This window comes from Geomonas diazotrophica, from assembly GCF_018919385.1.
In the GTDB taxonomy this organism is placed as follows: Bacteria; Desulfobacterota; Desulfuromonadia; order Geobacterales; family Geobacteraceae; genus Geomonas; species Geomonas diazotrophica.
This window is the reverse complement of record NZ_JAHLMF010000006.1, coordinates 23,942-38,399: the sequence shown is the minus strand read 5'-3', so window position 1 is coordinate 38,399 and position 14,458 is coordinate 23,942. Positions and strand designations below refer to the sequence as shown.

Below are 14,458 nucleotides of genomic sequence, written 5' to 3'. Positions count from 1 at the left end.
GAGGGAGATCGCCATAGAGGAAAGCTTGCCGGTCATTGCAGCGCCCTCACCCCGACCCTCTCCCAGGGGGAGAGGGAGATTAGAGATACCGAGTGCCAGGAGCGAAATGTCTGCTCACCACCTGAAAATGATGCGGCTGGCGCTTACCGAGGCGAGAAAGGGAGTCGGCAAGACCGCCCCCAACCCGGCGGTCGGCTGCGTCATCGTGAAGGACGGCGCCATCGTCGGCAAGGGGTGGCACAGAAAAGCCGGCACCCCGCACGCCGAGGTCCATGCCCTGAGGGAGGCCGGTGCGCTCGCCCAAGGCGCCGACGCCTACGTGACCCTCGAGCCCTGCTCCCATTTCGGCAAGACCCCCCCCTGCGCCAAGGCCCTCCTCGAGGCCCGCGTGGCCCGCGTCTTCGTCGCCATGGTTGATCCCAACCCGCTGGTGTCCGGCCGCGGCATCGGGATGCTGCGGGAGGCCGGGATCGAGGTCGAGGTGGGGCTTTTGGGGGACGAGAGCCGCGAGCTGAACCGTCCCTTCATCAAGTGGATCCAGAGCAGGCGTCCCTTCGTGGTCTTGAAGAGCGCCCTCACCCTGGACGGCATGAGCGCCACGGCAAGCGGCGATTCGAAGTGGGTGACCGGCGATGCCGCACGGCGCGAGGTGCACCGGCTGCGCGGCAGGCTGGACGCCATCATGGTCGGCGTCGGCACCGTGATCAAGGACGACCCGCTCTTGACCTGCCGGGTCCCCGGAGGCAAGGACCCGCTGCGCGTCGTCGTCGACTCTACGCTCAGGATTCCGCGGCACGCGGCCCTGTTCAGCCTGAAGTCGCAGGCGCAGACCGTGATCGCCACCTGCTGCACCGATCCGGCGCGGATCGACGCGCTCACGGCGCACGGAGTTGAGGTGCTGGTCTGCAAGGAGCGCGAAGGGCGCGTCGACCTGGACGACCTCCTGGCCAAGCTGGGCGAGCGCGGCGTGCAGTCCGTCCTGCTGGAGGGTGGCAGTCACCTGGCCGGGGCCTTCCTGAGGGAAGGGCTGATCGACCACTGCATGCTGTTCCTGGCCCCGAAGCTCATCGGCGGCGCCGGCATGGGGCTCTTCGCCGGCGAGGGAGTCCGTCTCATGGCCGACGCCATCCGGCTGGAAGACGTGAAGGTAAGGCGGATAGGTGTGGACCTCCTGGTGGAAGGAACGCCCAGAGGATGAAACGCCCAGAGAATGAAGCATGTTCTACGTTCTAGGTTCTAAGTTCTAGGTTCTAAGTTCTGGGTTCTGAGTTCTAGGTTCTAAGTTACGTGTTTGCCATGCACGTCATGATGTCTCCTGCGGATGTCACGAATGGGTTTGGTTTAAACGTAGAACATAGAACGTAGAACGTAGAACTGCCGTTAAGAGGTTTTATGTTCACAGGTTTGATTGAAACAGTAGGCGAGCTGGTATCCATCGAGCGTCGCGGCGCGTCGGGGAGCCTCACCGTCAAGACCTCGCTCCCCCCGGACGAGATCCGGATCGGCGATTCCATCGCCGTCAACGGCGCCTGCCTTACGGTGGTCCGCAAGGGGGGCGGTGCCGTCACCTTCGACGTCTCCCCCGAGACCATCGACCGCACCGCCTTCAAGAACCTCAAAGGCGGGGCGCCGCTCAACATGGAGCGGGCCATGCGCCTGTCGGACCGGCTGGACGGCCACCTGGTCTCCGGCCACGTCGACTGCGTCGCCACCATCACCGAGCGCCGCGAGGTGGCGAACAACATCATCTTCTCCTTCAGGTTCCCCGCGGAGTTCGCGAAATACATCGCGGCCAAGGGCTCCGTCGCCATCGACGGCATCAGCCTCACCGTGAACGGCGTCGGCCCGGACAGCTTCAGCGTCAACATCATCCCGCACACGGCCGCGAAGACGACGCTTTTCTCCAAGAGGGTAGGGGACGAGGTGAACATCGAGACCGACCTGCTCTGCCGCTATCTCGAACGCCTCCTGGCAGGAAGAGAGGAGAAAGAAGGCGGGGTTACCCTGGACCTGCTGGCTAAAAACGGCTTTATCTAGCTGCTTTTGCTTCCACTTGGACGAAAATTTTGTTATGGTCTACGCCCTAAGGTTTGTTGTCCAACCAAATCGGCGCCGGGACCGTGACAGCCGTCGCTTCCACGGCGACCGATACTGAACGAGGAGAGGTTACATAATGTCTGTAGCAAGCATAGAGGAAGCCATTGAGGAAATCAGAGCCGGGAGGATGGTGATCCTGGTAGACGACGAGGACCGCGAGAACGAAGGCGACCTCACCATGGCGGCCCAGTGCGTGACCCCGGAGGCCATCAACTTCATGGCCCGTTTCGGCCGCGGTCTGATCTGCCTCACCATGACCGCGGAACGCTGCGATCGGCTCGACCTGCCGCCCATGGTGCAGGATAACACCTCCTCCTTCGGCACCGCCTTCACTGTCTCCATCGAGGCGAAGAAGGGGGTCACCACCGGCATTTCCGCCGCGGACCGCGCCCACACCATCCTGACCGCTGTGGCGCCCAACGCCCAGGCCGCCGACCTGGCGCGCCCGGGGCACATCTTCCCGCTGCGCGCGAAAAACGGCGGCGTCCTGGTCCGCTCCGGTCAGACCGAGGGATCGGTCGACCTGGCGCGCCTGGCCGGCCTGGAGCCTGCAGGCGTCATCTGCGAGATCATGAACGAAGACGGCACCATGTCGCGCATGCCGGAGCTTAAGAAGTTCGCCAAGGAGCACGGCATCAAGGTCTGCACCATCGCCGACCTGGTTGCCTACCGCTTGAAGCACGAGTCCTTGGTGCGCCGTTCCGTCGACGTGGCGCTCCCCAGCTCCTTCGGCAGCTTCCGCGCCGTCGCCTTCGAAAACGACATCGACAAGCTCGAGCACCTGGCCCTCGTGAAGGGGGACGTCAAGGGTGACGAGCCGATTCTGGTGCGCGTGCACTCCGAGTGCCTGACCGGCGACGTCTTCGGTTCCGTGCGCTGCGACTGCGCGGAGCAGCTGCACGCCGCCATGGGGCAGATCGAGAAGGAAGGAAAGGGGATCGTCCTCTACATGCGCCAGGAAGGGCGTGGCATCGGCCTCACCAACAAGCTCAAAGCGTATGCGCTGCAGGACCAGGGTCACGACACCGTCGAGGCGAACCTGGCGCTCGGCTTCAAGGCCGACCTGCGCGACTACGGCATCGGGGCGCAGATCCTGGTCAACCTGGGTGTTAAGAACATCCGTCTGATGACCAACAACCCGAAGAAGCTGATCGGTCTTCAGGGGTACGGCATCAACATCGTCGAGCGCGTGCCCATCGAGATCAAGCCCTCCAAAGCCAACGAGAAGTACCTGAAGACCAAGCGGGAGAAGATGGGGCACCTGCTGGAAAACATTTGAAAAGCAGATAAAGATAAAAATTAGGATTGAGGAATCTTGAAAAGCAGATAAAGATAAAGATTAAGATTGAGGAATCCTGAAAGGCAGATAAAGATAAAGATTAAGATTGAGGAATCCCCTCTGTAACTTGGTCTTCATCTTTATCTTTATCTTTATCTTTATCTTAGTCTTAGTCTTAGTCTTAGTCTTAGTCTTAGTCTTAGTCTTAGTCTTAGTCTTACTCTTAGTCTTAGTCTTAGTCTTAGTCTTAGTCTTAATCTTAGTCTTAGTCTTAATCTTAATCTTAATCTTTGATTGGAGTCATTATGCCTAAATATTTAGAGGGAAAGCTGAACGCCGAAGGGCTCAAGTTCGCCATCGTGGTCGGCCGCTTCAACAGCTTCATCGGGGAAAGGCTCCTCGAGGGGGCGCTGGACGCCCTGGTGCGCCACGGCGCCGATGACCAGCAGATCACCGTGGTCCGCGTGCCGGGTGCCTTCGAGATCCCGCTTGCCGCGCAGAAGCTGGCCAAAACAGGCAGCTACGACGCCCTGATCTGCCTGGGTGCCGTGATCCGCGGTTCCACCCCCCACTTCGACTACGTTTCCTCCGAGGTATCCAAGGGGATCGCCCACGTCTCCCTGGAGACCGGGGTTCCCGTCGCCTTCGGCGTACTGACCACTGACACCATCGAGCAGGCCATCGAACGTGCCGGGACCAAGGCCGGCAACAAGGGATTCGAGGCCGCCGTGACGGTGATCGAAACCGCAAACCTGTTCAGGGAGATGAAATAATTGACCACACGCAGAGAAGGTAGAGAACTGGCGCTGCAGGCGCTCTACTCCAAGGACCTGGTGACGCAGGACCCGAACATCACGCTCAAACGCATCGTCGAGAGCTTCGGCGAAGGTGAGGACCCGACCCTTTCGGCCAACTCCAAGGCCTACGCCTTCGCGTCCGAGCTGGTCGCCGGGGTTGCCAGCCACCTGCAGGAGATCGACGGCCGCATCGCCGAGAAATCGAAACACTGGAGCATGGCCCGCATGGCGCGCGTGGATCTGAACATCCTGCGCCTGGCCGTGTTCGAGCTTTTGTTCCGTCCGGACATCCCGAAGAACGTCACCATGAACGAGGCCATCGAGGTCGCCAAGAAGTTCGGCGCCGACGATTCCGCCTCCTTCGTGAACGGCATCCTGGACGAGATCGCCTCCACGGTGACCGACAAGGAATAAACCGGATAAACAGGAAAACATAAATAACAGGGATAAAAGGGATAAACGGGATAAACCATGAACCGGATAACCCGTTAAAGCATAAAACGGGTTAAACCGAAACCGGATAAACTGGAACCCGGGATGAGAACTCTGCCTAACGTCCCCCCCTTTGCGAAGGGGGGACAAGGGGGATTTGCTTCAGGTGATGTGCTTCAGTTGTTATCCCTTTGATCCCTTTTATCCCTGTTCAATGCCTTTGAATTTAAATCTGAAATCGATCAAAGAGGGAATATGGAAGAGATTAAGGTAGGCCTGCTTGGTTTCGGCACCATCGGTGCCGGCGTCGTGAAGCTGCTCAAGGAAAACTCCACCCTCCTCACAGAGAAGACCGGCACCCGGATCTCTCTGAAGACCATCGTAGACCTGGACATCACCACCGACCGCGGTGTCTGCACCGAGGGGATCACGCTCTCCCGGAACGCCGACGACGTGCTCACCGACCCGGAGATCTCCGTGGTGATCGAGCTGATCGGCGGCTACGAGCCGGCACGCAGCTTCGCCCTCAAGGCGATCGGCAACGGCAAGCACGTGGTCACGGCCAACAAGGCGCTCTTGGCGGTGCACGGCGAGGAGATCTACGCCGCGGCCAAGAAGCACGGCGTCGAGGTCCTCTTCGAGGCGGCTGTGGGTGGAGGCATCCCGGTTCTCTCCGCGATCAAGGGGAACATGGCGGGCAACCGCTTCTCCACCGTGCTCGGCATCGTGAACGGCACCTGCAACTACATCCTCACCAGGATGACCCAGGAAGGCGCCGACTTTGCCGAGGTGTTGAAGAGCGCGCAGGAACTGGGTTACGCCGAGGCCGATCCGACCTTCGACATCGAAGGGGTCGACACCGCGCACAAGCTCTGCCTGCTCTTGTCGCTTTGCTTCGGCACCAGGATCGACCTCAAGGACGTCTACTCCGAGGGTATCACCTCGATCACCTCCGAGGACGTCGACTTCGCCCACACCTTCGGCTATCGCATCAAGCTTCTGGCCATCGGCAAGATGGACGGCGGCCAGATCGAGGCGCGCGTCCATCCGACCATGATCCCCATCGACTACCCGCTGGCCGACGTGCATGGCGTCTTCAACGCCATCAGGCTCACCGGCGATTTCGTCGGTCCGGTCATGTTCTACGGCCGCGGTGCCGGCATGGAGGCCACCGCGAGCGCCGTCGTCGGTGACGTGGTCGATCTCGCCCGGAACCTGTGCGCCGGCATCACCCGCCGCTGCTCGCCGCTGGGCTTTTTGGACGACAATGTCACCACGCTGCCGATCAAGCCGATCGGCGAGATCGTCAACAAGTACTACATCCGTTTCCAGGCCCTTGACCGTCCGGGCGTACTGGCCCGCATCGCCGGAGCCTTGGGGGCGCGCGGCATCAGCATCGCCTCCATGCTGCAAAGTGCCAGGAGCGCCGACGAAGTCCCCATCGTGATCACCACCCACGAGGCGCGCGAGGAGGACGTGAGGAAGGCACTGGCCGAGATCGACACCTTCGAGGTGATCCGAGCCAAGAGCACCTACATCAGGATCGAGGACAACCTCGAGTAACGGACTTGTAGCAGCCAGGACAAAGAAAGGGCGGGGATATCGAATCCCCGCCCTTTCTTTTTTAAGGCGTTACCGCATATGACACCGAGGCCGCAGAGGCCACAGAGTAAAGGCAGTTCAGGGGGGGGCCGAACTATTTCCTTACTCCGTGACCTCCGTGGTTTCTCCGTGTTCCGTCTTCAGGTCTGCGTTTAACCTAGAACCTAGAACCTAGAACGTAGAACATAGAACTTAGGCTTAGATGTCCGTCAGCCTCTCTCGTACTTCTCCACCACGCTCCGGTAGTGCTCCTCGAATCCGGTCTCCGACTTCTGCTCCGCCTTCTGATACCCGGCGACTATGCCGTGACGGACACCCTCGGGAAGGATCCGCTCGGCGAGCGGGTAGAGGATGTCGTCCTCCTTGGCGATGTGCTCGCGCAGAAGGTCCAGGTACCCCCTGGCGTTGGCGACGATGGCCTCTTCCTGCCCGGCCTCGCCCTTCAGCGCCCTTGTCGCCGCCTCTTCCATCCCCTTCACGTAGGAGCGCCCCAGGTCGTGTTCCATCAGCATGGCTGCCACCGGGCTGTTCTCCCGGGGCATGCCGTTTGCCACCAGCGCTTCGAACAGGACATCCTCCTCCTTGGCGTGGTGGAAACGGTCGGCGTAGTTCCTGATGAAGTCCACACCGTCCAGGTAGAACTGGTAATTCTTGAAGCTTCCTTCCTCGGTGAGCCGCGCGTTTTTCTCCAGAAGGGCGAGCATCCTCAGTATCAACTGGTGCTCGTCCTTTAGCCTTTGGGTGATGTCCTGTTTCATGACCTAGTTTCTCCTCTCACCGTTGATGCCGATCACCGCGGTCTCCAGCGGGATCTCCTTGCCGGACTGGGCCAGCGCCTGGCGTACCATCACGTCGAGGCCGCGGCAGCAGGGGACTTCCATGATCGCGACGGTGATGCTCTTCACGTTGTTCTCGCTGAAGATCCGGGCCAGCTTCTCCACGTACGGGGCGGTGTCGTCGAGCTTCGGGCAGGCGATCGCCAGCGCCTTGCCCTTCAACAGGTCGCTGTGGAAGCTCCCCAGGGCGAAGGCCACGCAGTCGGCGGCGATCAGTATCTCGCTGTCCTGGAACCACGGTGCGGTCGGCGGGACCAGGTGCAGCTGCACCGGCCACTGCCTGAGCTCGGAAGCCGCCTTCACGGTGCTCTCGTTCTCGGTTGCCTCGTTCCTCTCGATAACCCTTGCCATGCTGCCGGGGCAGCCGCATCCTGCATGTGCCATTTTCGTTTCTCCCTTTTATATGGTTGTCTTCGTTTTGGTTGTGGCGTGTGCCGTTTCGATTTTTCTAGGCGACCCTGCGATTTTCCTCTTTTGCGTCCAAATAGTCATTTATCTCTTTTTCCACCGCCGTCTCCTGCTCCGGAGTCAGACCGTGGATGGAAACCACATCTTTGAGAAGGCAGATGCCGACCTTGCAGGTGACGCATCCGATCTCGTAGCGGTTCAGGATCTCCCCGATCTCCGGGTGGTTCGCTATCACGTTTTGAATCGCCGTATCGCCCAAGCCGTTTTTGAATTCCATCTGCTTCCTCCCGTGTTCTTGATGATCTGACAATACCCCTCCCGCCTCAAATTGTTTATGACCTGCGTCAAAAATATTCGATTGTCTGAATCTGTGCCGCTGCCGCCGAATTGTGGGGAAACATTGACGTTTTGCCGAATCCGCGTACAATGGATCGCTGGCGTGGCTGGCAAAAAGCGGGCGACAGCGGAAAAAAAATCGGAGGTGCAGCATGGAGCAGGACCTCAGATCTCAGATCGAACGACTGGAACAGGGCAAGGGGTTCCTCCCGGAGGTGAAGGCGCAATTGGAGCGCGCCTACGCCGAGATCGCGCAGAAGGTGATCACGGCCGAGGTTCCCAAGGCGGGCGAAACGGCCCCCGACTTCGTGCTTCCCAACGCGGTGGGGATTCCGGTCGCGCTGGCCGACGCGCTCGCGCACGGTCCCGCCGTGGTCACCTTCTACCGGGGGATCTGGTGACCCTACTGCAGCCTTCAGTTGAGGGCCTACCAGAAGATTCTCCCGCAGATACTGGAGCGCGGCGCTTCCCTGATGGCGATTTCGCCGCAGGGTCCGGACAAGTCGCAGGCGACGCTGTTGAACAATTTCCTGCAGTACGAGGTGTTGAGCGATTTGGGCAACGTGGTGGCGCGCCGTTACGGTCTCGTGTACCGGCTTCCCGAATGGGTGCGCGATCTTTACCAGGGGCTTGGGGTGAACCTTCCCGAGTTCAACGCCGACGAGTCCTGGGAGCTCCCCATGCCCGGCACCTTCGTGGTGGGGCGGGACGGCAGGATCATCACCAGCTATGCCGACAGCGATCCCCGCAACCGCCTGGAGCCGCAGGCCATACTCGATGCGCTGAGGTGAAGCGCCTCACGCAAAGGCGCAAAGGCGCAAAGAAAGACAAAGGCGTCTGTCAATTTTTTTGCTTCGCTTGGCGTCTTAGCGTCTTTGCGTGAGCATTCTTAAGGGGGGGACGATGACCACGAAGATAGGTATTTTGACCGGAGGCGGGGACTGCCCGGGGCTGAACGCGGTGATCAGGGGGGTGGTGAAGGCGGCGGTCGGGCGCGGCTGGGAGGTGGTCGGCATAGAGGACGGCTTCGACGGTTTCCTCCACCCGGAAAAGTGCCGGCCTCTGGGACTCGAGGAGGTGCGCGGCATCCTGCCGCGCGGCGGCACCATCCTCGGCACCTCCAACCGCGGCAACCCCTTCGCCTTCCCCATCATGCGCGAGGGGAAGGTGGAACTGGTCGACGTCTCCGACGAGGTCCGCTCCCGGATTGTCAAGCTCGGCCTGGACGCGCTGGTCGTCGTGGGGGGGGACGGTTCCCTCAAGATCGCCCAGGAGATGATGAGGCGCGGCATCCCCATCGTGGGGGTTCCAAAGACCATCGACAACGACCTTCTGGAGACCGACGTCACCTTCGGCTACAACACCGCCCTCGAGACCGCGACCGACGCCCTCGACAAGCTTCATTCCACCGCGGAAAGCCATCACCGCGTCATGGTGCTCGAGGTGATGGGACGCTACGCCGGCTGGATCGCCCTCGAATCGGGCATCGCCGGCGGCGCCGACGTCATCCTCATCCCGGAAATCCCCTACGACATCGACAGGATCCGCGACGCCATCATCGAGCGCTGCAAACGCGGCCGGCGCTTCAGCGTGGTCGTGGTCGCCGAAGGGGCCTATCCCAAGGGTGGAAACCGGGTGCTCAAGGAGACGGCCGGCGGCAAATCCGTGGTGGAAAGGCTGGGCGGGGTGGGGGAGGCGCTGTCCCGGGAACTGGGCGGCGTCCTCGAGATGGACATCAGGGTCACCGTGCTGGGGCATCTGCAGCGCGGCGGCACTCCCTCCACCTTCGACCGCTGCGTCGGCAGCAGGTTCGGGGTGAAGGCGGTGGAATTGGTCGAGGCCGGTTTGTTCGGGCAGATGGTCTGCCTCAAGGGGCGGCGCATCACCTCGGTCCCCATCGAGGACGCCGTGCGCAGCCTGAACCTCATCGATCCCGCCGGGGAGATGGTGCGGCATGCCGAGGCATTGGGAATCATGCTGGGTAGATAGCTTTAAGGATATGGTTGACTTTGCCTAATCTCTGAACTAGACTGCGGAAAATTTCTCCGGCCGCACCCAGCGGCAAAGAACGCAACGAGGTGGTTTACATATGAAGAACCCGATCGCCGGAGCCAACAGGAGCCAGCTCTACGCGCTTGCCGGCTTTTTTATGGGGTCCATGGCCCCCCTGGGATGGATCATCCTGCGTCTTTTGCTGTTCTCGGACCCCAACCTCCCCCTCAGCTCCCAGCTCTTCTCGGAGATGACCCACAGCGCCCAGGGCATGGCCCTTTACGTCTACATGGGCGTTGGGACCGCGGTCGTGCTTGCCGTCGTCGGCTTCTTCATCGGCCGTGCCATCGACGAGCTGCACCTAAAGGGTCAAAAGCTGGACCAGCTGGTCCAGGAAGTCGACGGACAGAAGAAACTCTTCGAGAACCGCTACAAGGTGCTCGACAACAACATCAAGAACTTCCACAAGATCGGCAGCCGGATCCAGAAGGCGATGCGCAGCGACGACGTGCTGGCGCTCTGCGTGGAGGGGCTGCACGAGGTGCTTGGGTACGAGCGGGTCAACGTCCTCATGGTGGACGCCGAGCGCAAGAACCTCTACTTCGCCGTCAGCGCCGGCAACGAGAGCGCCGTGGGACCCGAGGTCACCGTCCCGCTCGACGCCCGTTCCGGAGTCATCTACAAGAGCTTCCAGGAGAAGCAGGTCTACTTCGTGGAAGACATCTCCAAGTACCCCGCCGAGTACCTGCTGCAGTCCCCCTACGATTCCATCGAGCCTTTGCGCTCCTCCACCTTCATCCTCTGCCCCATCATCCTCAAGGGTGAGACCATCGGGGTGTTCGGCCTGGACAACAAGAAGAGCCACCGCGCCCTCAACGATACCGACGTCGACACCATCCGCCTGTTCGCCGACCAGGCGGCCGCGGCCCTGATGCGCATCAGCCTCTTGCAGTCCATCGACCGGCTCACCCTGGAACTGGGAAGAACCTTCTCCGATCTTGCCCAAAAGAGGGAGAACTTCTCCTCCAATCTCTACCGCCTGATGAACGCCGCCGAGTCCCTCTCCGGGGGCGCCATCAAGATCGACGCCGCAAGCCACGGCGTCATGGAATCGGTCGACAGCGCCAGCGTCTCCGCCGCCCAGATCTCCGTTGCCACCGACCAGATCACCCAGAACATGGACGCGCTCTCCGACTCGGTGTACAAGTCGGTTTCCGCCATGGAACAGATCACCTCGACCCTCAGGCAGGTGGAGAAGAGCACCGGGCACTCCCACAGCCTCTCCAGCCGGGTCAAGGAGCACGCCGAGCAGGGGACCCGCATTGTGCAGGAGACGGTAGGCGCCCTGGCCGAGATCCAGCGCTCCGTCGATCTCTCCTACGAGGGGATCAAGCGCCTGAGCGCCAACAGCGGCAGGATCGAAGGGTTCGTCAGCGTCATCAACGACATCACCAAGAGGACCAACCTCCTGGCGCTCAACGCCTCCATCATCGCGGCGCAGGCAGGCGAGTACGGCAAGAGCTTCGGCGTCGTCGCCGACGAGATCAGGAACCTCTCGCTGCAGACCGGCCTCTCCACCGGCGAGATCACCGGCATCATCGAGGAGATCATGTCCGAGTCCCGCACCGCGGCCGACAACGTGACCAACACCAAGGAGCTGGTCAAGAAGGGGGTCAAGCTCGGGCAGCAGACCGGCGCCTCGCTGGGAAGCATCCTGGAGAGCTCGCAGAAGGCGCTGGACATGACCGAGCAGATCAAGCTCGCCACCGAGGAGCAGGCGACCAGCGTGCAGCTGGTGACCCGTTCCATCGAGGACGTGAGCTCCATGACCATGCAGATCTTCAAGTCCTCCAAGGAGCAGGGGCAGGCGACCAAGGCCGTGGCGAGCGCCCTCGAGGATGTCAAGGATATGAGCCACGACATGGTCAACGCCGCCGGGCGCCAAAGCGCGGACAGCGGCGAGATCAAGGGGAGCATCGACTACGTCACCAGGATGGCCGAGGCGATCTTCGACGGCATCGAGCAGCGCCAGCAGGAGAGCAGCCAGGTGGTCAGGGACCTCGAGCAGATGAGGGCGAGCGCCGAGTAGGCAGAAAAGTCTGGACTTTGCCGCAACGGTTGTGTTAGTTTCTAACGGCGTTTGGCCCGCTATCGACAAGTGGAGCCGCCAAGAGCGCCGACATCACGTACATACCGCCTGGATTTCGCAAGGAACCGGTACGGGAAGCGATAAGCTGAGTGAAGCTGCGCCATAATCGTGTGCGCATGCTCCTTTATACAGCGTCTTCCCTGCCGGAGACGTTTTTTTTTGCCCGAAAGGCGGGACAGGGGGCTCAGGGCGGCTTGTCCGGCTTGCCCCGAATCCGCCGGTACCCTGTTCTGTTTACCTGTATACGGTTAACCCCTCGCCCTCCGGGAGAGGGGCAGGGGTGAGGGCTCTCGGCCGAAACTTCAACGTTCGCTATCTGACAGGAGCCGCATAAAAGATGCAAAAGACCAAAACCGTTCTCGACTTTCACAGGATGAAGGCGGAAGGGGAAAAGATAACGGTCCTCACCAGCTACGACTTCCCGATGACCGGGCTCATCGACGCCGCAGGCATCGACATGATCCTGGTCGGCGATTCGGTCGGGGTCGTGGTGGCGGGTTACGACAACACCCTGCCGGTCACCATGGAGGACATGGTCTACCACACGAGAGCCGTGATGCGGGCGCGCCCCAAGGCGTTCGTGGTGGCCGACATGCCCTTTCTCTCCTACCAGACCGACCTGAAGAGCGCCCGCCTCAACGCGGGGATGCTGGTGAAGGACGGCGGTGCCGCCGCGGTCAAGATCGAGGGGGGCGTCAACGTCGCCGAGACCATCGCCGCCATCACCGCCATGGACATCCCCGTGATGGGGCACATCGGCCTCACCCCGCAGTCGCTGCACCGCATGGGGGGCTACAAGGTGCAGGGGAAGGGTGACGCACAGGCGGAGAAACTGGTCGAGGACGCCCGCGCCGTGGAGGCGGCAGGCGCCTTCGCCGTGGTCCTCGAGGGGATCCCGATGGCCCTTGCCAAGCGGATCACCGAGGAACTCACCATACCGACCATCGGTATCGGTGCCGGTCCCCATTGCGACGGGCAGGTGCTGGTGATCCACGACATCCTGGGGCTTTGCAGCAAGTACTCCCCGAAGTTCGTCAAGCGCTACGCCGAGCTCGCGCCGATCATCGGCGAGGCCGTCGCCAACTACATCGCCGACGTCAAGGGCGGCGCATTTCCCGAAGAAAGGCATTGTTTCAAATGATAATCATCGAATCCGTCGCCGAGATGCAGCAGTTTGCCCGGCAAAGGCGGGGCGAAATCGCCCTGGTACCCACCATGGGCTACCTGCACGAGGGGCACGCGTCCCTCATGGTGGAGGCGCGCAAGCGCGCCAAGACCGTCGTGGTCAGCATCTTCGTGAACCCGACCCAGTTCGGCGTCAACGAGGACCTGGACAGCTACCCCCGCGACTTCGAGCGCGACCGGAAGGTCGCCTCCGCGGCCGGGGTGGACGTGATCTTCGCGCCCAAGGCCGCTGACATGTACCCCGCCGGCTACCAGAGCTACCTGAACGTCGAGGGGCTCACCACCGAGCTTTGCGGCGCGAGCCGTCCCGGCCATTTCCGTGGCGTGACCACCGTGGTCGCCAAGCTCTTCAACATCGTGATGCCGAGCGTCGCCCTCTTCGGCAAGAAGGACTTCCAGCAGCTCGCCGTGATCCGGCGCATGGTGCAGGACTTCAACTTCGACGTCGAGATCGTCGGGATGCCCATCGTGCGCGAGGCCGACGGCCTGGCGCTCAGTTCCCGCAACGCGCGGCTCGATCCGGAACAGCGCCGGCAGGCCCTCTGCCTCTCCCGCTCCATAGCGGCCGCCCGCGAGGCCTTCCGGGGCGGCGAGCGCGCAGTGGCGGTCCTGCGGCAAAAGGCGCTCGCCCTCATCGAGGCCGAGAGCGCCGCGGAGCTCGATTACCTGGAGTTCAGGGATCAGGATACCCTGCTCCCGTTGCAGATAGCGGATGAGAGAACGCTGCTCGCACTGGCCGTGCGGGTCGGCCCGGTAAGATTGATCGACAACTGTGTACTAGGGGAGGAATAAGGATATGGACAGGAAGATGCTGAAGAGCAAGATTCACCGCGCCACCGTCACCGGTGCCGACCTGCATTACGAGGGGAGCATCACCATCGATCTCGACCTCATGGAAGCGGCCGACATCATACCCTACGAGGCCGTCTGCATCTGGGACGTCACCAACGGCAGCCGTTTCGAGACCTACGCCATCGAGGGGGAGCGCGGTTCCGGCGTGATCTGCATCAACGGCGCGGCCGCGAGGCTGGTGGCGCCGCAGGACCTGGTCATCATCGCGAGCTTCGTCAACATGGAAAACGCCGAGGCGATCGCGCACGAGCCGAAACTGGTCTTCGTCGACGAGAAAAACAGGATGCTACCCACCCGCAAGGAGGCCGCAGGCCAGGCGACCCTGAAGAGCGTGCACTGGAAGAACTAGCAACCGCTTTGAAGAAACGACAGGGACGCTGACGAAGGAATTCGTCAGCGTCCTTTTTGTTGGTCCGGTCTGGAATAGAAGAGAAGGGGGGACGGGGGGATTTGGGTTTGCTTCGCGCACCTCCCTCTCGCCTAACCTCCCACT

At 61.6% G+C, this 14,458-nt stretch carries 15 protein-coding genes; 12 read left to right on the top strand and 3 right to left on the bottom strand.

Annotated elements, in window-relative coordinates; translation table 11 throughout:
- The first annotated feature begins 106 nt into the window (after window positions 1-106).
- The 6 genes from ribD to KOM00_RS07470 all read left to right on the top strand — a co-directional run bounded on the left by ribD (window position 107) and on the right by KOM00_RS07470 (window position 6,168).
- The gene (gene ribD / locus KOM00_RS07495) at window positions 107-1,198 is read left to right on the top strand and encodes a bifunctional diaminohydroxyphosphoribosylaminopyrimidine deaminase/5-amino-6-(5-phosphoribosylamino)uracil reductase RibD (RefSeq protein WP_216498303.1); all 1,092 of its coding nucleotides are present in this window, start codon (window positions 107-109) and stop codon (window positions 1,196-1,198) included.
- Window positions 1,199-1,392: 194 nt separating this feature from the next.
- The gene (locus tag KOM00_RS07490; protein WP_216498302.1) at window positions 1,393-2,037 is read left to right on the top strand and encodes a riboflavin synthase; all 645 of its coding nucleotides are present in this window, start codon (window positions 1,393-1,395) and stop codon (window positions 2,035-2,037) included.
- Window positions 2,038-2,173: 136 nt separating this feature from the next.
- Window positions 2,174-3,376 (top strand): bifunctional 3,4-dihydroxy-2-butanone-4-phosphate synthase/GTP cyclohydrolase II, encoded by a 1,203-nt coding sequence (locus KOM00_RS07485; protein WP_216498301.1) that lies wholly within the window; start codon window positions 2,174-2,176, stop codon window positions 3,374-3,376.
- A 305-nt stretch (window positions 3,377-3,681) separates the two neighbouring features.
- Window positions 3,682-4,149 (top strand): 6,7-dimethyl-8-ribityllumazine synthase, encoded by a 468-nt coding sequence (gene ribH / locus KOM00_RS07480; RefSeq protein ID WP_216498300.1) that lies wholly within the window; start codon window positions 3,682-3,684, stop codon window positions 4,147-4,149.
- Complete coding sequence (nusB, locus tag KOM00_RS07475) at window positions 4,150-4,587, top strand: transcription antitermination factor NusB (RefSeq protein WP_216498299.1); 438 nt, start codon at window positions 4,150-4,152, stop codon at window positions 4,585-4,587.
- 273 nt (window positions 4,588-4,860) lie between these two features.
- Window positions 4,861-6,168 carry a homoserine dehydrogenase gene (locus KOM00_RS07470; RefSeq protein ID WP_216498298.1) on the top strand — a complete coding sequence of 436 codons (1,308 nt, stop codon included), beginning with the start codon at window positions 4,861-4,863 and terminating at the stop codon, window positions 6,166-6,168.
- Window positions 6,169-6,416: 248 nt separating this feature from the next.
- Here KOM00_RS07470 and KOM00_RS07465 read toward each other — a convergent pair whose 3' ends face one another.
- The 3 genes from KOM00_RS07465 to KOM00_RS07455 all read right to left on the bottom strand — a co-directional run bounded on the left by KOM00_RS07465 (window position 6,417) and on the right by KOM00_RS07455 (window position 7,728).
- Window positions 6,417-6,965, bottom strand: coding sequence for a hemerythrin domain-containing protein (locus KOM00_RS07465; protein WP_216498297.1), 549 nt, complete (start codon window positions 6,963-6,965; stop codon window positions 6,417-6,419).
- Window positions 6,966-6,968: 3 nt separating this feature from the next.
- Window positions 6,969-7,427: an iron-sulfur cluster-binding oxidoreductase gene (locus KOM00_RS07460; protein WP_216498296.1), complete on the bottom strand. Its 459-nt coding sequence runs from the start codon at window positions 7,425-7,427 to the stop codon at window positions 6,969-6,971.
- Window positions 7,428-7,491: 64 nt separating this feature from the next.
- The gene (locus KOM00_RS07455; protein WP_216498295.1) at window positions 7,492-7,728 is read right to left on the bottom strand and encodes a hypothetical protein; all 237 of its coding nucleotides are present in this window, start codon (window positions 7,726-7,728) and stop codon (window positions 7,492-7,494) included.
- A 211-nt stretch (window positions 7,729-7,939) separates the two neighbouring features.
- Here KOM00_RS07455 and KOM00_RS07450 point away from each other — a divergent pair, with 211 nt between their 5' ends.
- The 6 genes from KOM00_RS07450 (at window position 7,940) to panD (ending at window position 14,314) form a co-directional block, all read left to right on the top strand.
- On the top strand, window positions 7,940-8,578 hold the full coding sequence (locus KOM00_RS07450; RefSeq protein ID WP_216498294.1) for a peroxiredoxin-like family protein: 639 nt from the start codon (window positions 7,940-7,942) through the stop codon (window positions 8,576-8,578).
- A gap of 112 nt (window positions 8,579-8,690) precedes the next feature.
- Window positions 8,691-9,776 carry a 6-phosphofructokinase gene (locus KOM00_RS07445; RefSeq protein ID WP_216498293.1) on the top strand — a complete coding sequence of 362 codons (1,086 nt, stop codon included), beginning with the start codon at window positions 8,691-8,693 and terminating at the stop codon, window positions 9,774-9,776.
- A gap of 100 nt (window positions 9,777-9,876) precedes the next feature.
- Window positions 9,877-11,868 (top strand): methyl-accepting chemotaxis protein, encoded by a 1,992-nt coding sequence (locus tag KOM00_RS07440; RefSeq protein ID WP_216498292.1) that lies wholly within the window; start codon window positions 9,877-9,879, stop codon window positions 11,866-11,868.
- 397 nt (window positions 11,869-12,265) lie between these two features.
- Window positions 12,266-13,069: a 3-methyl-2-oxobutanoate hydroxymethyltransferase gene (gene panB, locus KOM00_RS07435; protein ID WP_216498291.1), complete on the top strand. Its 804-nt coding sequence runs from the start codon at window positions 12,266-12,268 to the stop codon at window positions 13,067-13,069.
- Window positions 13,066-13,905 carry a pantoate--beta-alanine ligase gene (gene panC / locus KOM00_RS07430; RefSeq protein WP_216498565.1) on the top strand — a complete coding sequence of 280 codons (840 nt, stop codon included), beginning with the start codon at window positions 13,066-13,068 and terminating at the stop codon, window positions 13,903-13,905. The genes panB and panC overlap by 4 nt, the downstream gene beginning before the upstream one ends.
- A gap of 4 nt (window positions 13,906-13,909) precedes the next feature.
- Window positions 13,910-14,314 carry an aspartate 1-decarboxylase gene (gene panD, locus KOM00_RS07425; protein WP_216498290.1) on the top strand — a complete coding sequence of 135 codons (405 nt, stop codon included), beginning with the start codon at window positions 13,910-13,912 and terminating at the stop codon, window positions 14,312-14,314.
- Window positions 14,315-14,458 lie beyond the last annotated feature (144 nt).